This window comes from Brevundimonas sp., assembly GCF_041648615.1.
Lineage (GTDB): Bacteria > Pseudomonadota > Alphaproteobacteria > Caulobacterales > Caulobacteraceae > Brevundimonas.
Genome location: NZ_JBAZOS010000015.1, coordinates 22,244 through 41,541, shown reverse-complemented (window position 1 = coordinate 41,541; position 19,298 = coordinate 22,244). Strand labels below are relative to the sequence as shown.

Here is a 19,298-nt window from a genome sequence, read left to right as displayed (position 1 = left end):
GGAGAAAAGGCCGTCTTCAGCGGTTGCCCTCGGGACCGGGCTGGGAGGCGGGCGGGGTGTCGGGCGAGGGCGTCTCGTCGCGGTCCGGCAGGTCGGCCGGTCCCGTCCGCAGCCGCGCGCTGACGAAGCACAGGGCCGTGGCGGCGGCCAGCAGGACGGCGTTGGCGATGAAGGGGCCCGGCTCGGCCAGTTCGTACAGGGCCACCCCGATCACCGGCGGGCCGAGGAAGCTGAGACCGGCCAGCGACATCATCAGCCCCGCCACCGCCCCCTGCTCATGCCGCCCCACCGACAGGGACGAGCCGGCGGTGAAGCCGGGCCGTGCGAAGCCGACGCCCATCGACACCACCGCATAGCCGACCACCACGCCGTAATAGCCGGGCGAGGCGATGCTCATCAGATTGCCGACCAGCGCCAGCCCCGCGCCCCAGCGCATCAGGTCGCGCGGCTGCAGCTTCAGCAGGGGGATCAGCCCCCACTGCACCATCAGGGTCGCCGCCGCCCCGGCCAGCATGGCGATGCCGATGAAGGGCTGGGCGTCGCGGGCGGCGATTCCGGTCGCGCCCAGTTCGTCGATGATATGGAAGCCCAGAACCGAGATGTTGACCGCCTGGGCCCCGGTGACCAGCAGGCCGTACAGCAGATAGTCCCGCACCCGCGGGTCCTTCCACAGTCCCTTGCCGGTCTCGCCGCGATGGCCGCTGGACGAGGGCGTGCGCACCACCTCGCCGCTGGGCAGCTTGCGCCAGACGATGACCAGGACGACCGCGCCGAACAGGGCGAAGGCGTACATCGGCCCCGCCAGCCCGATCAGCGGCAGGACGAAGAACGGCGCCAGCGCCGGCCCGATCACCGTGCCCAGCCCCTGGGCCGAGGCCAGCAGCGACATGGCCTGGGTGCGCTGTTCCGGCGAGGTCCGGTCGGCGACATAGGCCTGGGAGGCGATGGGCGCGGCCGAGCCGAACACGCCATAGACCGAGCGCGCCACCGCCATCAGGGCGAAGGCCAGGCCCGCGCCGAGCCACTGCTCCAGACCCGAGGTCGCGGCCAGACCGAAGCCGCTCATGGAGACGACGAAGCCGGACAGGCCGATCAGTATGACCCGCTTGCGCCCCACGGTGTCCGACAGCCGCGCCCAGAACGGCGAGGCGATGGTCCACATCAGGGCCGAGATGGCGAAGGCGCCGGCCACCAGGGTGTCGGACAGGCGGAACTCGCGCCCGATCGCGGGCAGCACCGACTGCAGCGCCATATTGCCCGCCGCCGCGATCAGGCTGACGGAGAACAGGATGACGAAGGCGGGCGAGCGGAGGTTCACGGGATCAGCCTAGACGCCCCCGCCCACGCGGTCACCCTTCGCCGACGACCTTGAAGCTGGCTTTCAGCCGGCGGTCGTCGTCCAGACCCAGCCGGGCCTTGACCTCGAACAGGTCGGCGCCGGCCGGCACGATCAGCAGGGCCTTGGGATTGGCCGCATTGACGGCGATGACCGCGTTCTTTGGACAGATGTCGAAACAGTTGGTCTCCTTGACCACCAGCTCGGCCTTCCTGCCCTTTCCCGCCTTCAGATATTTGCGCAGCGCCTTTTTCAGCGTCCTGTCGCCGTCGGGACCGAAGCCCTTGCCGTCCAGCTTCCTCGAGCATTTGCGGCAGACCAGCACCATGTCGCGCCACTGGGTCTTTGCGGTCTTGATGGCCATGCAGACGAGATCGCCCGCCGCGCGCCCTTGCGCAAGGGCGGTTGCTTTGCGCAGGTTGCGGCCTGACGCCATCGGGGACGCCCATGACCATTCGCCGCCTGCTCGCCGCCTCCAGCCTGACGCTGGTCCTGTCCGCCGGAGCGGCGTTCGCCCAGACCGCGCCCGTCCCACTGGAACGGGTCGAGGCGGCGGTGGCGGCGGAAACGCCCCGGGTCACAGCCTGGCGGCGCGACATCCACGCCAACCCCGAACTGGGCTTCGCCGAGACCCGCACCGCCGCCTTGGTCGCGGACCATCTGCGCGGCCTGGGGATGGAGGTCCGCACCGGCGTGGGCAAGACCGGCGTCGTCGGCGTGCTGCGCGGCGGCCGGCCGGGCCGGACCGTGGCCCTGCGCAGCGACATGGACGCCCTGCCGGTGCGGGAGGCGACGGGCCTGGCCTTCGCCTCGACCGCGACCGGGACCTATATGGGCGAGACCGTCTCCGTGGCCCACGCCTGCGGCCACGACGCCCATATCGCCATGCTGATGGGCGCGGCCGAGGTTCTGGCCGGGATGAAGGCCGACTTCGCCGGCACGGTCGTCTTCATCTTCCAGCCGGCCGAGGAGGGGGCGCCTCCGGGCGAGCCCAAGGGCGGCGCCGCCCTGATGATCGACGAGGGGGCGCTGGAGAATCCCCGCCCCGACGCCATCTTCGGCCTGCACATCGTGCCGGGCCGGCCGGGCACGGTCTTCTACCGGCCGCAGGGCTTCATGGCCGCCTCTGACCGGATCGACATCGTCCTGCACGGCCGCCAGACCCATGGCGCCTGGCCGTGGAAGGGCGTCGACGTCATCGCCGTCTCGGCCCAGATCATCCAGACCATCAACACCCTGACGGCCCGCACCATCGACCCGACGACGACGCCGACGGTCTTCACCATCGCCACGGTGGACGCGGGCGTCCGCTACAACATCATCCCGGACGAGGCGAAGCTGTCGGGCACATTGCGCACCTTCGACATCGCCCAGCGCGACGATCTGGTGCGGCGGGCCGGCGTGGCCATCGACAATGTCGCCGAGACCTTCGGCGCCACGGCCGAGTTCTCGGTCCGTCAGAACGCGGCCCTGGTCTACAACAACGAGGAACTGTCAGCCTGGCTGGCCCCGGTCCTGACCGAGGCGGCGGGCGCGGGAAACGTCAACGCCGCCAGCCCGCCTACGACGGTGGCCGAGGACTTCAGCTATCTGTCCCAGGTGGTGCCGGGCGTCTTCTATCACCTCGGCGGATCGAAGGACGGGGTCGATCCCGCGACCTCGCCGCCGAACCATTCGCCAGGGTTCGACGTCAATGAATCGATCCTGCCGCTGGGCGTGAAGACCCATGTGCTCAGCGCGCTGCGGTTCCTGGAACGGCCTGCCCCCTGACGTCTCAGGCCGCTTCGCCGGTGCGGATCCAGTCGGCGAGGACATCATGCATGGCCCGGGCCGTCGGCGCCGCCTGTCCGGTCTCCGTGACGTCCCGCCGCGCATCGGATGGAGCGACATCGTCGGGCGACAGGCCGAACTGGCTGCGGAAGGCCTGAACGAAGGTCCGGCGGTCGGGAAAACCGTTCTGCTGCCCGATCCGTTCGACGGAGGGCGAGAGGCCGCGGCGTCCGCGCAGCGAAGCGTAGGCGCGCGCCAGACGCCGGCGCAGGACATAGGTCCGGACCCCGCCCGTACTCTCGAAGGCCCGGTACAGGCTGGTGCGCGACACGCCGATGGCGACGGCCACGGTCGCGGCGCTCCACCGGGCATTCGCCGGTTGCGAGTCCAGCAGGGCCATGGCCCGCTCGCGGATCGTGCGATGGATGGCGTCGGCGTGCCCCGGGGTGACGGAGCGCTGATGCCCCAGAAAGCGCTCGGCGATGACGAAGGCGGCCTCGATGCCGGCCGCGCCTTCCGCCTCGCTGAGTTCGCCGGCGACGTCCGACAAGGTCAACAGGTGCGAGGCCACCAGCCGCCCGCCCGCCGACGAGCCGGGCAGCACCAGGCCGTGAAGGCCGCGGGACAGCAACCAGCCGGGCACGATCGTCCGGGGGACCATGAGCGTGACCATGTCGATGGCGGGCATCGAGGCCACGGAGGGGCGCGACAGGTCCCGGAACTGCACCGAGCCCGCCTCGGCCCGTATGGTCTGACCGTCGCAGTCGCCGACGGTGTCGATCATGTTCACGATCACGCTGATGTGGTCGATGCCCGAGCGCCGGATGTGCTGCGCCTCGCGCGCCAGGGTCTGGGTCGATGAGTGGGCGCGGGCGATAATGGACGGGCCGAACAGATGCGCCTGCGTCCGGCTGCTGAAGCCCGTGCGGCCGTTCCCGGCCACGTCGCGCACCTCGCCCAGCTCCGTGAAGGTGTCGCGATAGATTTCAAAGGCATCCGGCTGATGCTCTGACGAGACGGCCCACGATACGCTGGGCGGCCGATCCTTGGGGGGTACGCTGACTTTCACGCGACGCAGGGTGTCATGAGCCGCGATCAGACGCCATCCACGGCCTCACCTTCAGGCCCGCTGGAAAAACGTCGCGATCACGCGGCGATAGACCTCGGCCAGGGCCTCGATCTCGGCTACGGGCGCGCGTTCGTCGATCTGGTGCATGGTCTGGCCGACCAGACCCAGCTCCAGCACCGGACACATGGCGCGGATGAAGCGGGCGTCGGAGGTGCCGCCGGTGGTCGAGGCCTCGGGCCGCCGTCCGGTCGCGGCCTCGACCGCGTCCCGCACCCCCTCGATGAAGGGGCCCGGCTCGGTCAGGAAGGCGTCGCCCGAGCACAGGTGCTCCAGCTCGACCCGCAGGCCGGACGCCGCCTGGGCCTCGCCGGCCATGGCGTTCAGCCAGGCGATCAGGTCGTCGCCGGTGTGGCGAGGATTGAAGCGGATGTTCAGCCGCGCCTTCGCCTCGGCCGGAATGACGTTGGTCGCCGGATTGCCGATGTCGATGGTGGTGATCTCGAGGTTCGACGGCTGGAACCCCTGATAGCCGTCGTCCAGCCGGTGGTCGGCCAGCCGGGCCAGCAGCCGCGCCATCACCGGCGCCGGATTGGCCGCGCGGTCGGGATAGGCGACGTGGCCCTGTTTGCCGTGGACGGTGATCCAGCTGTTCAGCGAGCCGCGCCGCCCGATCTTGATCATGTCGCCCAGGGCGTGCTGTGACGACGGTTCGCCGACGACGCAGGCGTCGATGACCTCGCCCTCGGCCATGAGGGTTTCGACCACGCGTCTGGTGCCGTGCAGGGCGGGGCCTTCCTCGTCGCCGGTGATCAGGAAGGACAGGCTGCCGGGAATCTCGCCCCCATCCTTATGGTAATCGGCCAGCACCTGCGAAACCGCCGCGACCCAGGCCGCGATGCCGCCCTTCATGTCGACCGCGCCGCGGCCGTAGAGGACGCCGTCCTTCACCTCGGCCTCGAAGGGGCCGGACGACCAGGCCTCGGTCGAACCGGTCGGCACCACGTCGGTGTGCCCCGCGAAGCAGAGGTTGGGGCCGGCCGTCCCGCGCCGCGCGTACAGATTTTCGATGTTCTCGAACTTCATCCGGCGGCAGTGAAATCCGAGGCTGGTCAGGACGCGCTCCAGCACATCCATCGCCCCCGCGTCGGCGGGGGTGACGGAGGGCCTGCGGATCAGGTCGCGGGTCAGGGCGACAGGATCGATAACGGGAGTTGATGCGACGCTCATAAGGCTATGCTTTACGGGGTTCGGACGACCGCGAGAAGGCTTCTCCCCATGCCGAAGATCGACATCGACAGCGCCCCCGTCGGGCATGGCACGGGCTACCCCGAGGAATTCGCCGGCCCGTGCAAGCCGCGCCGCCGCTGGCGGCTGGGCGACGCGGTCGGGCTGGACCAGTTCGGCGTCAATCTGCTGCGCCTGCCGGCCGGGGCCTGGTCGAGCCAGAGGCACTGGCATGAGGGCGAGGACGAGTTCGTCTGGATCGTCTCGGGCGAGGTGGTCCTGGTCGAGGGCATGCCAGGCGAGGCGGGGGGCGAAACGGTGCTGCGCGCCGGCGACTGCGCGGGCTGGAAGGCGGGCGTCGCCAACGGCCACAAGATCGAGAACCGGTCCGACGCCGAAGCCGTCCTGCTCGAGGTCGGGACCCGCACGCCCGACGGCGACGCGGGCGACTATCCCGATATCGACATGGTCTTTCGGGGCGGCGGCTATTTCCACCGCGACGGGACCCCGTATCCGAAAGTCGACCGGCGCACGTGACGGACACCATCGAGACGACCGGGCCGGTCCAGCCGCCCCCGCCGCCCGAGGGGCCCGCCAGTCCCTGGGCCATCCGCGACTTCCGCCTGCTTTGGGTCGGTCGGGTGGCGGCCGTGCTGGGCATCCAGATCCAGTCCTCGGCCCTGCTGTGGCAGGTCTATGAGATCGCCCGCCGCGACCATCCGATCGCCGAGGCCAGCCTGTATCTCGGCCTCGTCGGCCTGTGCCAGTTCCTGCCCCTGCTGGCCCTGACCCTGCCCGCCGGGGCCCTGGCCGACCGCCGCGACCGCAAGAACACCGTCACCCTTTCGGTCCTCGTCGAGGCGGGCTGCGCCGTCGGCTTCCTGCTCATGGCGCTGCACGGAAACCCGCCGTTGTGGGGCCTGCTGGCCGTGGCCGCCGTCTTCGGGGCGGCGCGGGCCTTCCTCGCCCCGGCCAGCCAGGCCTTCCTGCCCATGGTGGTCGGACGCCGCGCCCTGCCGCCGGCCATCGCCGCCCAGTCCATCGCCTTCCAGACCGGCGCCATCGCCGGCCCGGCCCTCGGCGGACTGATCGTCGGCCTGTCCGTGCCCCTCGCCTACGCCTCGGCCCTGGCCATGTTCGCGGTGGGCGTCGGCAGCCTGCTGCTGATCCGCACCAGCGGCAAGCCGGCCCCGTCGCCGACGCGGATCCCGGTGGTGGAACAGGTCAGGGAAGGTCTGGCCTATGTCTGGAATACGAAGATCGTGCTCGGCGCCATTTCGCTGGACCTGATCGTGGTCCTGCTGGCCGGCGTCGCCCTGCTGACGCCCATCTTCGCCCGCGACATCCTGCATGTCGGCCCCGAGGGCTTCGGCCTGCTGCGCGCCTCCTTCGGCGCCGGGGCGCTGCTGGTGGCCCTCTACCTCAGCCGCTTCCCGATCGTGAAGCACGCCGGCCGGTGGATGTTCGCCTCGGTGGCGGTGTTCGGCGTCTGCACCCTGACCTTCGGTCTTTCGACCAGCGTCTGGCTGTCCGGCGCCGTGCTGTTTCTCGGCGGGGCCGCCGACATGATCAGCGTCAACATCCGCCAGACCCTGATCCAGCTGTCCACGCCCGACCATATGCGCGGCCGCGTCAGCTCGGTCTCCATGCTGTTCATCGGCGCCTCGAACGAGCTGGGCGAGGCCTATTCCGGCGTCGCCGTCCGCTTCCTCGGCCCCATCGGCGCGGCGGTGTTCGGCGGCGTCGGCGCCCTGACGGCGACCGGCGTCTGGGCGAAGCTGTTCCCGGATCTCAGGAAGGCGGATCGGCTGGACTAGGACAGGTCTTGGGTCTTGGGTCCCAGGTCTTGGGGGAGACGAACCGCACGTCCCTAATCCCTAATCCCTAATCCCCAATCCCTAACCCCCCGCCCTCACCCCCACGGGCGGAAATGCTTCGACAGCTTCAGCCCCTGCCGCTGGTAGTGGCTGCCGCCCTCGCCATACAGCCGCGTCGGCCGTTCCGTCAGCGGCTCATAGACCAGCCGGGCCACGATCTGGCCGTGCTCCAGCAGGAAGGGCGTATCGTGCGTCCGCACTTCCAGCACCCCCTTGGACCCCGCCCCGTGCGCCTCGTCGGTGCCGAAGCCCGGGTCGAAGAAGCCCGCATAGTGGACCCGGAACTCGCCCACCGACGGATCGATCGGCGTCATCTCGGCGGCCTGGTCGACCGGAATCTCGACGTCGTCGCTCGAGGCCAGGATGTAGAATTCGCCCGGGTCCAGCAGCAGCTCGCCGCGCCGCAGGGTCAGCGGCTCCCAGAAGTCGCGCGGATCGTGGCCGTCGATGTTGTCGAGATCGATCACCCCCGCATGCCGCCGTCCGCGGAAGCCGACCACCGCCCCGTCGCCGCCCTGCAACTCGACCCCGACGCTGCGGGTCTCCAGCTTCGGCGGTTCCCCGGCCTTGAGCCGCAGCTGGTTCAGCCGCGTCCCCGGCCGCACCAGGATGGGGAAGGTCTGGGGCGAAATCTCCAGATACAGGGCCCCCTCATAGCCCTCGGCCACGTCGTCGAAACTGGCCCCCCGGTCGGTCAGCAGGCGCACGAAGACATCGACCCGCCCGGTCGAGCTCTTGGGATTGGCCCGCGCGATCAGGCCCTTGGGCAGGCTCAGCCGCTCCTGCAGCCGGGCGATATAGACGCAGCCGCGTTCCAGCACGACGCCGCCCGACAGGTCGATCCGGTGCATGGAGACGTCGGCGATCCGGTCCTCGACCGTGCGCCGGCCGGGCAGGAAGGAGGCGCGCACGCGCCACGCCTCGTCCGACAGCCGCAGGTCGAGACTGGCCGGCTGCACCTGGTCGGCGTCGAAGGGGGTGTCCGAAGCGATCGCGCCGCCGGCGATCAGGGCCTCGATGGACTGGCACGGCAGGATGCCGGCGACGGGGAATTCGAAGGTCTGCATGGGCCCGGCTTACACGATTTTTCGCCGCGTCTCCCCTGTCCGGCGCCACACGGCGGCGCTTGACGTGGGCACGGCTTGCACGACCATGGCGGAATGCATGACACGCGCGCCTATGAAGCCGAAACCGAGGGCGTTCTCGTCCGCGTCCGCCCCAGCTATCTGGCCGGCCAGTCCGATCCCGAAGGCGGCCGCTGGGTCTGGGCCTATCAGGTCGAGATCGTCAATCTGAGCGGCGTTCCGGTCCAGCTGATGGCCCGCCGCTGGGAGATCACCGACGCCCTCGGCCATGTCGAGGAGGTGCGCGGTCCCGGCGTGGTCGGCGAACAGCCCACCATCCAGCCGGGCGAGAGCTATTCCTACGCCTCGGGCTGCCCGCTCGGCACCGCCTCGGGCTCGATGAGCGGCGGCTACTATATGACCGACGACGCCGGCCGTTCGTTCGAGGTCGCCATCCCGCCGTTCAGCCTCGATGTGCCGGGCGATCGCAGGGTGCTGAACTAGTCGGGCCTCAAGTAGCGCGAAGCGCGGTAGGCCCAACAAAAAACCCGCCCGAAGGGCGGGGGTGAGGGGCTGCGTCAACCCGGAAAAGCGCAGCCCCGCCCCTGCACTCAAGGCCGCATGCGGGTGCGGCCCTGAGGCGGAGGGCGGCTCTCTAGGAGCCTAAGATGACAGCCGTGTGGCTGAATGGGGTCAGATGTAGCGCCGCAGGCTCCGCGCCAGGTCCGTCGCGCCGCGCTTGACCTGCGGCTGGTAGGCGACGCGGGCGTGTTCGACGCAATAGACGCCTTCCGAAGAGCGGCGGCCGCAGAAGCTGAACTCGTTCGACGACGGATCGCCGATCGGCCATTTGCACATATGGGCGCCGAGGGTCATCACCGTGGCGGTGCCGGGCAGGTCGGGCATCGGCGCCGGAACCGACTGGGCCGTGGTCATGGCGCGCGGCTGGACCGCCTCGATGCGGCGCGGCGCCGAAGGGGCCTGGGTCGGTTGCGTCGGGCGCGGACGCGACGGGCGGAAGGTGGCGCGCGCCGGCTGCGACGGGGCGGCCCGGCCCGACAGGCCCAGGCGGTGCACCTTGCCGATGACGGCGTTGCGGGTGACGCCGCCGCCCAGCTGTTTGGCGATCTGGCTGGCCGACTGGCCTTCCAGCCAGAGCTTCTTCAGCGCGCCGACGCGGTCTTCTGTCCAGCCTGCGGTCATAGCCAACCCTCCGGGTCTCGGATTCAATATATGGGGTCCAGACATCCCTCCCGGGGCCTCGACCTACCACTAATCGTAAACGAGCCCTTACCGGACGCAAGATGTGCGAATCAGTCCGTCCACAGGAACCAGATGTAGAGATGGTTAACGGCGGGAGGGATGAGGGATGAGGGATGAGGGATTAGGGATTAGGGAAGGTGAGCCCGCATCAGATCACGGAGCCTGGAGGGGGCGGGCCGATTGTCCACCATCCACTCCCTCATCCCTCATCCCTCATCCCTCATCCCTTGCATCCGCCCCCGCCACCCCGCATCTGCCCCCCATGACCGACCTGACCACCACCCCCCGGCCCCGCAGCTACAACGGCGTCAACTGGATCGGCGTCCAGACCCTGTACCTGCGCGAGGTGCGGCGCTTCTGGAAGGTCGGGGCCCAGACCGTGGCCGGGCCGGTGGTCACCACCCTGCTGTACATGCTGGTCTTCGTGGTCGCCCTGCGCGGCACGCGGCCGCCGCTGCACGGCACGCCCTTCGCCGAGTTCGTGGCTCCCGGCCTGATCATGATGGCCATGCTCAACAACGCCTTCGCCAACGCCTCCTCCAGCCTGATCCAGGCCAAGGTGATGAATACGGCGACCGACTTCCTGACCCCGCCGCTCAGTCCGCTGGAGCTGACCATCGGCTTTTCCCTCGGCGCGGCGACGCGCGGCCTGGTGGTCGGGATCGTCACCGCCATCTGCATCATGCCCTTCGCCCGGCTGGAGGTGGCGAGCCTCGGCCTGATCCTTTGGTTCGGCCTGCAGGCCTGTCTGATCATGGGCATGCTGGGCGTCTTCGCCGGCCTGTGGGCGCAGAAATTCGACCAGCTGGCCGCGGTGCAGAATTTCGTCATCATGCCGATGACCTTCCTCAGCGGCACCTTCTACCTGGTCGAGAACCTGCCCGAGCCGTTCGCGACCATCAGCCATTTCAACCCCTTCTTCTATCTGATCGACGGCTTCCGGGCCGGCTTCATCGGGGCTGAAAACGCCGAGGGGAATCTGCTGATCGGCGCGGTCATGAGCGGCCTGCTGACCCTGGTCATGGCCTGGGCCTGCTGGGCGGTGTTCAAGTCCGGCTGGCGGCTGAAGAGCTGATGACCCTCCTGCCGGCCCGGATCGTCCATATCGGCGTCGACCGCGACTGGCGCGACGTCTACGCCTTCGCGTCGCGTCCGGAAAACATGCCTCTCTGGGCCTCGGGCCTCGCGTCCGGCCTGACGCGGGACGGAGACGACTGGGTGGCGGACGGCGGGCCGATCGGTCAGGTCCGGGTCCGGTTCGCCCCGGACAATGCCTTCGGCGTCATCGACCACACGGTGACCATGGCGACGGGCGAGGTGGTGGAGAACGCCCTCAGGATCACGCCGAACGGCGACGGGGCGGAAGTCGCCTTCATCCTGTTCAAGCGCCCGGGCATGGACGCCGCCGCCTTCGAGGCCGACGCGGCCCATGTTCTGAAGGACCTGGAAGCCCTCAAGGCGATCATGGAAGCCGGGTCCTGATCTTTACGGGGATTTCAGATGCATGGCGGGCGCCTACGCGCTAGCCATGGCCCCTCGCTCCAGGGGGAAGTCCATGCTGTTCCGTTCGTTCGCCGCCGTCGCGGCCCTGCTCGCCGTCTGCACGCCCGTCGCGGCCCAGGACCTCGACCTGCGGGCCCAGGTCGCCGCCTTCGTCCAGCCGACCAACGAGGCCCGCACCGCGGTCGTCGTCGCCCAGCTGCGCGCCGCCGGCTTTGAGCCGACGGTCGAGACCTTCGTCGGCGGCACGGAGCGGAGCGGGCCGATGGAGGGCCGCAACGTCGTCGTCACCCTCGGCGAGGGCGCGCGCGAAATCCTGCTGACCGCCCACTATGACGCCGTGAAACTGCGCGACGGGACGATGTCGCACGGCGTCGTCGACAACGCCGCCTCGGTGGTCGGCGTGATCGAGGCGGCGAAGATCCTGCGCGGCAAGGCGCTGAACCACCGCATCCGCGTCATCCTCTTCGACCAGGAGGAGCTTGGGCTGATCGGCGCGAAGAAGTGGATCGAGGCCCATGGCCTGACCAACGTCGCCGCCGTCGTGAACTCCGACGTGGCGGGCTATGGCGACACGATGATGTACGGCCAGAACAACGGCGCCCAGTCGGTGGCGGTGACCCGCGCGGTGCAGGCCGTCTGTTCCGCCCGCGCCCTTCAGTGCGTCGGCTACCCCGAGTATCCGCCGTCCGACGACCGCGCCTTCTCGGCCGCCGGCGCCCCGGTGGTGTCGCTGGGCTTCCAGGACGAGGTCGGCGCCCACCAGATGTGGCTGGCCTTCAACGGCGGCGAGGCCAACGGCCTGGCCGAGGGCTTCGTCCCGCGGGTCTTCCGCCTGATCCACTCCGGCGAGGACACGATCGAGCAGGTCGATCCCGCCACGGTCCGCCTCGCCGGCGACAGCTATGCGGCGGTGGTGGAGGAGCTGGACCGCCGGCTGTCGGAGTAGTTTCCCGCCCTTTCCCGTTGGGAGAAGGCTTGAGCGCATGGCGGCGACCCCACCGTCTCCTCCCCACATCGTGGGGAGGGGGACCGCCCGCGCCCTTCGCGCGGGGGGTGGAGGGGGCGACCCGGTGTGAAGGGATCAGCGATCCACCCGCCCCACCGGCGTCGCCCCCTCCGTCTCGTCGGCTGCGCCTCCGATCCACCTCCCATCTGCGATGGGGAGGAGACAAGCTTGCCCGCCCCCATCCGTGCATCCCTTGACGCTACTCGCTGAATCTATAGTCGCTTTCGCGAGACAATATCCCGCCTGATCAACGGCTTCTGCTTTTCCCAAACTATATTTCTAGCACGGCTCCCCACGGCCTTATCATTCGCTCATCCCGTCGCGGGGGAGGGCGTCTGGCGCCAGGGCCATCAACGTGCGGCGGGGTGTGATCGAGCGGGAAACGTCGTCCTGTAATCGTGGTCCGGACCCTTGCGCGGCTGATACCTGCGGCTTGTGGAATAATCGGGGGCGTGGGGTCGGCGGACTGCCCGGGGGGTCGAAACCCCGGGGCCCGGGAGGCCTGGACGCCTTCCGCCCGTCGCGAGCGTATGACGGCCAGGGATGAATGCGGCGAAAAGGTCGGGGTGGGAAAACGCCACAAGCCCCGCGGGCCGCCTTGATGAAGCCCGCCCCCGTCGGCTTGCGTGAACCGGTCGCGCGGAGCGAAGGCGGCGACGCCGAAAACACATCACGGTCCCCGTAACGCGAAAGCAGGGGGCCACATTCCGGTTCCGGGCCAGCCGCCCGCGCTCCGCGACCTCCCCACCCTTTCCGGCGGCGACGCCGGCGAGACGATGACGCACGTCTGCGTTCTCCCTCCCCTTTATGGGGAGGGATGTCGGCGCGAAGCGACGACAGGGTGGGGTGCGTCTGAAATTCCCCACCCGGTCGCTGCGCGACCACCCTCCCCACTTCGGGGGAGGGAGAAGCCGAGGCCCCCGGTGTTGACTAACCCCGCCCCCCGTCCGACAAGGTCTGACCCTTTTCCAGCGGTCCCGACGCTCTCCGGCGCCGGGGCCGTCTCGCTTTTGGAGGCTTGTCCCGTGTCCACTGATCATCTGATGGGTGTCTACAACCGCGCGCCGCTGGAGGTGGATCGCGGTCAGGGCGCGCGTCTGTGGAGCACCGACGGGACCGAATACCTCGACTGCGTCATGGGCATTTCGACCAACGCGCTCGGCCACGCCAATCCGATCCTCGTCCAGGCCGTCAAGGACCAGGCTGAAAAGCTTTGGCACGTCTCCAACATCTTCAAGATTCCGGGACAGGAAGCCCTCGCCGACGCCCTGTGCGAGAAGTCGTTCGCCGACGTCGTCTTCTTCACCAACTCGGGGACCGAGGCGGTCGAATGCGCGCTCAAGACGGCGCGGAAATATCACTCGGCCAACGGCCAGCCCGAGCGCATCGACATCTACGGCTTCGACGGCTCGTTCCACGGCCGCACCTACGGCGCCATCAACGCCGCCGCCAACCCCAGCTACACCAACGGCTTCGGCCCGCCCATGGAGGGCTTCCACCAGCTGGTCTTCGGCGATCACGAGGCCCTGAAGGCCGCCATCGCCCATCCGAACACCGCCGCCATCATCGTCGAACCGGTGCAGGGCGAGGGCGGCTGCCGGGCCATCCCCGAGGTCTGCCTGCGCGGACTGCGCGAGCTGTGTGACGAATACGGCGTGCTGATCATCTTCGACGAGGTCCAGTGCGGCATGGGCCGGACCGGCAAGCTGTGGGCCCACGAATGGGGCGGCATGGCCCCCGACATCATGGCCATCGCCAAGGCCTTGGGCGGCGGCTTCCCCATCGGCGCCTGCCTCGCCACGGCGAATGCGGCCACGGGGATGACCGTCGGCGTGCACGGCTCGACCTTCGGCGGCAATCCGCTGGCCATGGCCGTCGGCGGCGCCGCCTTCGCCGAGATCTCGAAGCCGGAGACCCTGGCCCATGTCAACGAGATCGCCGGCTATCTGAAGCAGCAGCTGCACGGCCTGGCCCAGCGTTATCCCGACGTCATCGTCGACGTGCGCGGCAAGGGCCTGCTGCTGGGCGTCAAACTGGTCCCCAACAACCGCGAATTCATGGGCTGGGCCCGCGACGAGCAGCATCTGCTGGTCGCGGGCGGCGGCGACAACTGCGTCCGCATCCTGCCGCCGCTGAACCTGACGCTTGAAGAGGCCCGCGAGGCGGTCGAACGCTTCGAGCGGACCTGTGAATTCGCCCGCGGCAAGATCGCCGCCTGAGGAAGACATGACCATGAAATCGGTGCGTCTCAACACCCGCGTCCTCTCCTTCGCTATGGCCGTCATTCTCTCCATGCTGGCCGTCCGCGCCGTCGCCGGCGACGCGATCCATGGCTTCGTCGACGGCCTCGTCGTCGGCTTCACCGACGACGTCTGACCCCAGGCAGCTCCATGACCCGCCACTTCCTCGACCTCTACAAACTCGAAGCCGAAGAAATTCGCGCCATCCTCGACGACGCCCACGCCCGCAAGGCCGCGCGTCAGGGCTGGCCGAAGGGCCGCGCCGACGCCGACGCCCCGGCGAAGGATCGCGTCCTCGCCATGATCTTCGAGAAGAACTCGACCCGCACCCGCTTCAGCTTCGACGCCGCCATCCGCCAGCTGGGCGGGGCCTCGATCATCGCCAACGCCGGCGACATGCAGCTGGGCCGCGGCGAGCCGGTCGAGGACACGGCCAGGGTCCTGTCGCGCATGGTCGACGCCGTGATGATCCGCGCCAACAGCCATGAGGACGTCGAACGCTTCGCCCGCGTCTCGACCGTGCCCGTGATCAACGGCCTGACCGACCGCTCGCACCCGTGCCAGATCCTCGCCGATCTGATGACCATCGAGGAGCATCGCGGCCCGATCGCCGGCAAGACCATCGCCTGGGTCGGCGACGGCAACAACGTCTGCCACAGCTTCATGCATGCGGCGCCGAAGCTGGGCTTCCACTTCAACGTCGCCTGCCCGGCCGACTACCATCCGGACCTGCATGATCTGGCGCGGGGCGGCGATCACGTCACCCTGACCAGCGACCCGCGCCAGGCCGTCGCGGGCGCCGACGTGGTCGTCACCGACACCTGGGTGTCGATGGGCGACGGCGACTATGAGGCCCGCCTCGAAGCCTTCGAAGGTTACGGCGTCGACGACCGGCTGATGGCCGAGGCCGCCAGCGACGCCGTCTTCCTCCACTGCCTCCCCGCCCACCGCGGCGAGGAGGTCACCGACGCCGTCATCGACGGCCCGAAATCGCTGGTCTGGGACGAGGCCGAAAACCGCATCCACGCCCAGAAGGCCGTGCTGGCCTGGTGCTTCGCGGGGTAGGTCGGCGAAAAGGGGCGGCCTTTCGACCGCCCCTTCAGTCTGTCGCGTATCCGACAGCGCCTATTGCAGATTGACGTCCGCGACCCCGCCGGCGTCGGGCAGGGTCTTGGTGAGATTGGCCTTGGCGACTTCGTAGAAGAAGCGGACCGGACCCTTCTTCGACACCCAGATGCGCCCGTCGTCGGCGTCGAAGCGCAGCAGGGTCAGATGCGGGTCGTCCTTGCCCCCGGGATACCAGGCGGCGAGGATCGGGTTCCAGTGCCTGTCGATCAGTTCCGCATTGCGCGGGGCCACCGACAGCGTCCCGTGGATGCAGGCCCAGACGTCCTGGTCCTTCGATCCATAGGTGAACATGGCCGACTGATCGGGCAGGGCGGCGTCCCTGGCCAGGTCGGTGTCGTCGCGGGTGAAGAACCAGATCGTCCCCGTCTCTTCCTCACGGAAGGCGGTCATCGGCTGGCTGTGATAGCCGGGCTGGTCGAGGCCCAGCATGCCGGTGTTCGAGGATTTCAGATGCTTCCAGAACTCGGCTTCGGCTTCGGCGGGGGACAGATTGGTGTCGCTCATGGGGAGGTCTCCTTGATCGGGGTGGATCAGGAATGGCCGGGGGAGGGCCGGGTTCCCCGCCCCGACATTCGGCCGCAGCCGTCAGTACGGCCGCTGCGGCGCGCCAAGCAGGGCCCCCAGATGGACCACCAGAACGAACACTCCGGCCCCGGCCAGCAGCATGATCAGCCGCCAGGGCGCCATGCGGACGCCCCGTCTCGGGTCCCACGGCCGCGCGCCGCGCCACCCGGCGAAGATCGCCAGGGCGATGGCGGCTCCCGTGAGCGCCAGGGTTAGGGTCAGGTCCATCGGGGCGAGGTGGCGCGGCCCGGGCTTTCGCGCAAGCCCGGACTCCTTTCCAACGGGTTAATCTTCACGCCCTGTTAACCTCCCGGGCACGAGAATCCCTTCGGTGTCGGCGCTTTCCACAGGAAGATCGAACGCCACCATATCTTGGGGTTAACCACGCGTTTACACGCATCATCTTGGCGTCTAGCGTTCGGCAAGTAGGTCGGGAGGCGAATCAGTGAGCGCAGCCGCGCCGTGGAGCGTGAAGGGCATCGAGCCCAAGGCGCGCGAGATCGCCAAGGATCTCGCCCGTCGCTCCGGCATGACGCTGGGCGAGTGGCTGAACACGATCATCATGGAAGACGGGGACGACGACGAGGGCGTCGTTCCGCTGGGCCGCCGCCCGCACGCCGCCGAAAGCTACGAACGCCGCGGTCGCAGCCGCAGGCTGGACGACGCCTACGGCGGAAATGACGACCAGTTGGGCCGTATGGGGGCCTCGATCGACGCCATCGCCGCCCGGCTGGAAGCCGCCGAGCGCCGCTCGACCATCGCCATCCAGGGTGTCGACCAGGCCGTGTCCGGCCTCGTGCGTCGACTGGACAGCCAGGACCAGAGCGACAAGTCGCACGCCCGCCGCATCGACGACATCGCCGAAGAGCTGCGCGAGGGCCATCGCCGCCTGCGCCGCTTCGAGCAGGAGGTCGGTCCGCAGACGGCCGAGACCTTCGGCAAGGTCGAGACGACCATGGGGGCCTTGGCCGGTCGCCTTTACGATATCGAGGAGCGGCAGCGCTCCGGGGTCAACGAGCTGCGCCAGCGCATGGACGCGGTCGAGAAGACCGCCGGTCCGGGCGTCGGCGCCGACCTGCTGGCCCAGGTCGGGCAACGGCTGGATCAGGCGCAGACGCGGACCACCGAAGCCCTGCGCGGTCTGGAACGCTCGTTCGCCGGACTGGACCAGCGCCTGCGCGCGACCGAAAGCCGGATCGAGCCGGAAAGCGCCCGCGAGGCGGCCCGGTTCGAAAAGCTGGCCGAGACCCTGAGCCGTCAGGTCGAGGGCAACCGCGCCGAGATGATGCGGCGGCTGGACACGGCCGAGGCGGAAGGCCGGATGGACCGCATCGAGCGCGCCGTCCTCGCCATCGGCGACCAGGTCAAATCGTCCGAGGAGCGTTCGGCCAAGGCCGTCGAGGCCATGGGCCGCGAAGTCCTGCGCATCGCCCAGAACCTGAACGGCCGGGTCCAGACCATCGAGAGCGCTCCGGTGCAACTGGATGTCCTGAGCCGCAAGGTGGAGACGGACATGGGCCGGCTGGCCCAGGGGCTGGAGCAACGGCTGACAGCGGCCGACGACCGCCATGCCCTGGCGCTGGAAAAGCTCGGCGGCGAGATCACGCGCATCTCCGACCGCCTCAGCGAGCGGATCGCCCAGTCCGAGCGCCGCTCGCAGCAGGCGCTGGAAGACATCGGCCGACGGCTGGCCGACAGTTCCACAAAAATCGAGCAGGGCTACGACCGCGCGTCCGGCGAACTGGCCGAGCGCATGCGGCTGTCCGAGGAGCGCACGGCCGCCCTGATCGCCGAGGCCCGCGGCAATATCGAGCGCCGGGCCGAACCGGCGCGTCCGCCGACCGCCGAGCCCGACTGGCGCGCGGCGGCCTTCCCCGACGCGGCCTTCCCGGATGCGGGATTCGCCGGAACCGCATTTGACGACCCGGTCTACGCCGAGCAGCAGGCCTGGTCCGCCGATCTGGCCGCGCCCGAGCCCGCGCCGAAAGCGGCCGGCGATGAGGTCCTTAACGCCGACGCCCTCTTCGACGCCGTCCTGCGAGGGCCCCGGACCGAGGTTGAAGCGCCGGCCGTCTCGACCCCGTTCGCCAGCCGCCCTGTGGAGACCCCGGCGATCGAGGCCTCCGCCGAACCCGCCTTCGCCCAGACCACCCAGGCCGTCGAGGTCGCGCCGGCCGCGCCGGCCGCATTCGCCTTCGGTCAGGGCTTCGGCGGCGCCGACGTCTCGGACGCGCTGCAGGCCACGGATCCAGCCGGATTTGACGGCGGCCCGGACGATTTCGCCGGCGAGACAGACTTCGTCGACCCTCGCGCCCTGCGCGCGGCGGCCGCCCAGGGCCGCGCCTCCTCCACACGTCAGGCCATCGACGCCGCCCGCGCGGCCATGGCTTCGCCCGAGGCCGCGGAGTCTCCGGCCCGGTCGGGATTTGGTCTGAAGCGCGGCGGCAAGTCCAAGCTGCAGGAGCGCCTGGACAAGCAGGCCTCGCGCGGTGGAAGCACGGTGCGCAAGGCCCTCGGCGCCTCGGCCATCGCCGTCCTTCTGACGGGCGGCGGCGCCTATGCGACGGGCCAGCTGACGGGCTCGAGCCTGAACATCCCCGGTCTGACGACGGCGCCCAAGGCGCAACCCATCGCCGCCCTCGCCATGCTGCCGACCGCGCCGACCGCCGGCGATCTGGAGCGCGGATCCGAACTGTACCAGCAGGCCATCGAGCTTCTCGACGCCGACGCGGCCAGCGGCGTCGACACGCTGAAGCGCGCCGCGGCGACGGGCTACACTCCGGCCCAGCTGCACCTCGCCAGCCTGTACCAGGACGGCGCCAATGACGTGCCGGTGAACCTGCGTGAGGCCCGGGCCTGGGCCCGTCGCGCGGCGGACGGCGGCGACGCCAAGGGCATGCACGCCTACGGCATGTATCTGTTCGAGGGCGTCGGCGGCGCCCGGGACCAGGGCGAGGCCCTCGTCTGGCTCAAGAAGGCGGCCGAACGCGGTCTGGTCGACAGCCAGTTCAACGTCGCCAAACTGTACGAGACCGGCGACGAGGCCATCCAGCCCGACCCCGCCCAAGCTTACAAATGGTACCTGATCGCGGCGCGCGCCGGTGACGGCGACGCCCGGGCGGCGGTCGAACGGCTGGACAAGGCGATTCCGGCCGCGACCCGGACCCAGGTCCGCGCCGAGGCCGAGCAGTTCCAGGTCGAGCCGCTCGCCTGACGGGAGACCGCCAAGCTTTTCAGGCGCATCGGGTGGCGAG

19 protein-coding genes are annotated in these 19,298 nt (G+C 69.6%); 11 read left to right on the top strand and 8 right to left on the bottom strand.

All coding sequences use genetic code 11. The features are described from left to right. Window positions 1-16: 16 nt before the first annotated feature. A complete protein-coding gene (locus tag WC555_RS07855; RefSeq protein WP_373252714.1) occupies window positions 17-1,318 on the bottom strand; it encodes an MFS transporter in 1,302 nt (433 codons plus the stop codon). Window positions 1,319-1,349: 31 nt separating this feature from the next. Next, entirely contained in the window at window positions 1,350-1,700 is a 351-nt protein-coding gene (locus WC555_RS07850; RefSeq protein ID WP_373252713.1) for a hypothetical protein, read from the bottom strand. Between the two features lie 83 nt (window positions 1,701-1,783). On the opposite strand from WC555_RS07850, the gene WC555_RS07845 reads away from it, so the two are divergent. Further along, entirely contained in the window at window positions 1,784-3,106 is a 1,323-nt protein-coding gene (locus WC555_RS07845; RefSeq protein WP_373252711.1) for an amidohydrolase, read from the top strand. A 4-nt stretch (window positions 3,107-3,110) separates the two neighbouring features. On the opposite strand, the gene WC555_RS07840 is transcribed toward WC555_RS07845, so the two are convergent. Beyond that, window positions 3,111-4,175: a helix-turn-helix domain-containing protein gene (locus tag WC555_RS07840; RefSeq protein ID WP_373252709.1), complete on the bottom strand. Its 1,065-nt coding sequence runs from the start codon at window positions 4,173-4,175 to the stop codon at window positions 3,111-3,113. A gap of 51 nt (window positions 4,176-4,226) precedes the next feature. Further along, window positions 4,227-5,402, bottom strand: coding sequence for a succinyl-diaminopimelate desuccinylase (gene dapE, locus WC555_RS07835; RefSeq protein WP_373252708.1), 1,176 nt, complete (start codon window positions 5,400-5,402; stop codon window positions 4,227-4,229). Window positions 5,403-5,450: 48 nt separating this feature from the next. Between dapE and WC555_RS07830 the strand changes: the two genes are divergently transcribed. Continuing rightward, window positions 5,451-5,936, top strand: a complete 486-nt coding sequence (locus WC555_RS07830; RefSeq protein WP_373252706.1) for a cupin domain-containing protein — start codon at window positions 5,451-5,453, stop codon at window positions 5,934-5,936. Further along, window positions 5,933-7,216 carry an MFS transporter gene (locus tag WC555_RS07825; protein ID WP_373252705.1) on the top strand — a complete coding sequence of 428 codons (1,284 nt, stop codon included), beginning with the start codon at window positions 5,933-5,935 and terminating at the stop codon, window positions 7,214-7,216. The genes WC555_RS07830 and WC555_RS07825 overlap by 4 nt, the downstream gene beginning before the upstream one ends. Before the next feature lie 95 nt (window positions 7,217-7,311). Here the strand turns inward: WC555_RS07825 and WC555_RS07820 are convergent, their stop codons facing one another. Continuing rightward, complete coding sequence (locus WC555_RS07820) at window positions 7,312-8,343, bottom strand: 2'-deoxycytidine 5'-triphosphate deaminase (protein WP_373252703.1); 1,032 nt, start codon at window positions 8,341-8,343, stop codon at window positions 7,312-7,314. Window positions 8,344-8,436: 93 nt separating this feature from the next. Between WC555_RS07820 and apaG the strand changes: the two genes are divergently transcribed. Beyond that, window positions 8,437-8,844, top strand: coding sequence for a Co2+/Mg2+ efflux protein ApaG (apaG, locus tag WC555_RS07815; protein ID WP_373252702.1), 408 nt, complete (start codon window positions 8,437-8,439; stop codon window positions 8,842-8,844). A 189-nt stretch (window positions 8,845-9,033) separates the two neighbouring features. Here the strand turns inward: apaG and WC555_RS07810 are convergent, their stop codons facing one another. Beyond that, a complete protein-coding gene (locus WC555_RS07810) occupies window positions 9,034-9,543 on the bottom strand; it encodes a GcrA family cell cycle regulator (protein ID WP_373252700.1) in 510 nt (169 codons plus the stop codon). A gap of 322 nt (window positions 9,544-9,865) precedes the next feature. On the opposite strand from WC555_RS07810, the gene WC555_RS07805 reads away from it, so the two are divergent. The 6 genes from WC555_RS07805 (at window position 9,866) to argF (ending at window position 15,417) form a co-directional block, all read left to right on the top strand. Then, on the top strand, window positions 9,866-10,678 hold the full coding sequence (locus tag WC555_RS07805; protein WP_373252699.1) for an ABC transporter permease: 813 nt from the start codon (window positions 9,866-9,868) through the stop codon (window positions 10,676-10,678). Beyond that, a complete protein-coding gene (locus tag WC555_RS07800) occupies window positions 10,678-11,085 on the top strand; it encodes an SRPBCC family protein (protein ID WP_373252697.1) in 408 nt (135 codons plus the stop codon). Before WC555_RS07805 ends, WC555_RS07800 begins: the two co-directional genes overlap by 1 nt. 73 nt (window positions 11,086-11,158) lie before the next feature. Further along, entirely contained in the window at window positions 11,159-12,052 is an 894-nt protein-coding gene (locus WC555_RS07795; protein ID WP_373252695.1) for a M28 family metallopeptidase, read from the top strand. Between the two features lie 1,085 nt (window positions 12,053-13,137). Then, entirely contained in the window at window positions 13,138-14,331 is a 1,194-nt protein-coding gene (locus WC555_RS07790) for an aspartate aminotransferase family protein (RefSeq protein ID WP_373252693.1), read from the top strand. Window positions 14,332-14,338: 7 nt separating this feature from the next. After that, window positions 14,339-14,488: a hypothetical protein gene (locus WC555_RS07785; protein WP_373252691.1), complete on the top strand. Its 150-nt coding sequence runs from the start codon at window positions 14,339-14,341 to the stop codon at window positions 14,486-14,488. Window positions 14,489-14,502: 14 nt separating this feature from the next. Then, window positions 14,503-15,417: an ornithine carbamoyltransferase gene (argF, locus tag WC555_RS07780; protein WP_373252689.1), complete on the top strand. Its 915-nt coding sequence runs from the start codon at window positions 14,503-14,505 to the stop codon at window positions 15,415-15,417. 60 nt (window positions 15,418-15,477) lie between these two features. Here the strand turns inward: argF and WC555_RS07775 are convergent, their stop codons facing one another. Next, window positions 15,478-15,984 carry a pyridoxamine 5'-phosphate oxidase family protein gene (locus WC555_RS07775; protein ID WP_373252687.1) on the bottom strand — a complete coding sequence of 169 codons (507 nt, stop codon included), beginning with the start codon at window positions 15,982-15,984 and terminating at the stop codon, window positions 15,478-15,480. Window positions 15,985-16,065: 81 nt separating this feature from the next. Further along, entirely contained in the window at window positions 16,066-16,272 is a 207-nt protein-coding gene (locus WC555_RS07770; protein ID WP_373252685.1) for a hypothetical protein, read from the bottom strand. Between the two features lie 217 nt (window positions 16,273-16,489). Here WC555_RS07770 and WC555_RS07765 point away from each other — a divergent pair, with 217 nt between their 5' ends. Beyond that, window positions 16,490-19,258, top strand: a complete 2,769-nt coding sequence (locus WC555_RS07765; RefSeq protein WP_373252683.1) for a hypothetical protein — start codon at window positions 16,490-16,492, stop codon at window positions 19,256-19,258. Window positions 19,259-19,298: the final 40 nt, after the last annotated feature.

Excerpts from the sequence above, each read along its gene's own strand:
- apaG (WP_373252702.1), top strand. The coding sequence starts at position 8,437 with ATGCATGACACGCGCGCCTATGAAGCCGAAACCGAGGGCGTTCTCGTC.
- WC555_RS07795 (WP_373252695.1), top strand. The coding sequence starts at position 11,159 with ATGCTGTTCCGTTCGTTCGCCGCCGTCGCGGCCCTGCTCGCCGTCTGC.
- WC555_RS07775 (WP_373252687.1), bottom strand. The coding sequence starts at position 15,984 with ATGAGCGACACCAATCTGTCCCCCGCCGAAGCCGAAGCCGAGTTCTGG.
- WC555_RS07850 (WP_373252713.1), bottom strand. The coding sequence starts at position 1,700 with ATGGCCATCAAGACCGCAAAGACCCAGTGGCGCGACATGGTGCTGGTC.
- WC555_RS07820 (WP_373252703.1), bottom strand. The coding sequence starts at position 8,343 with ATGCAGACCTTCGAATTCCCCGTCGCCGGCATCCTGCCGTGCCAGTCC.
- argF (WP_373252689.1), top strand. The coding sequence starts at position 14,503 with ATGACCCGCCACTTCCTCGACCTCTACAAACTCGAAGCCGAAGAAATT.
- WC555_RS07830 (WP_373252706.1), top strand. The coding sequence starts at position 5,451 with ATGCCGAAGATCGACATCGACAGCGCCCCCGTCGGGCATGGCACGGGC.
- WC555_RS07785 (WP_373252691.1), top strand. The coding sequence starts at position 14,339 with ATGACCATGAAATCGGTGCGTCTCAACACCCGCGTCCTCTCCTTCGCT.
- WC555_RS07845 (WP_373252711.1), top strand. The coding sequence starts at position 1,784 with ATGACCATTCGCCGCCTGCTCGCCGCCTCCAGCCTGACGCTGGTCCTG.
- WC555_RS07810 (WP_373252700.1), bottom strand. The coding sequence starts at position 9,543 with ATGACCGCAGGCTGGACAGAAGACCGCGTCGGCGCGCTGAAGAAGCTC.
- WC555_RS07800 (WP_373252697.1), top strand. The coding sequence starts at position 10,678 with ATGACCCTCCTGCCGGCCCGGATCGTCCATATCGGCGTCGACCGCGAC.
- dapE (WP_373252708.1), bottom strand. The coding sequence starts at position 5,402 with ATGAGCGTCGCATCAACTCCCGTTATCGATCCTGTCGCCCTGACCCGC.
- WC555_RS07770 (WP_373252685.1), bottom strand. The coding sequence starts at position 16,272 with ATGGACCTGACCCTAACCCTGGCGCTCACGGGAGCCGCCATCGCCCTG.
- WC555_RS07805 (WP_373252699.1), top strand. The coding sequence starts at position 9,866 with ATGACCGACCTGACCACCACCCCCCGGCCCCGCAGCTACAACGGCGTC.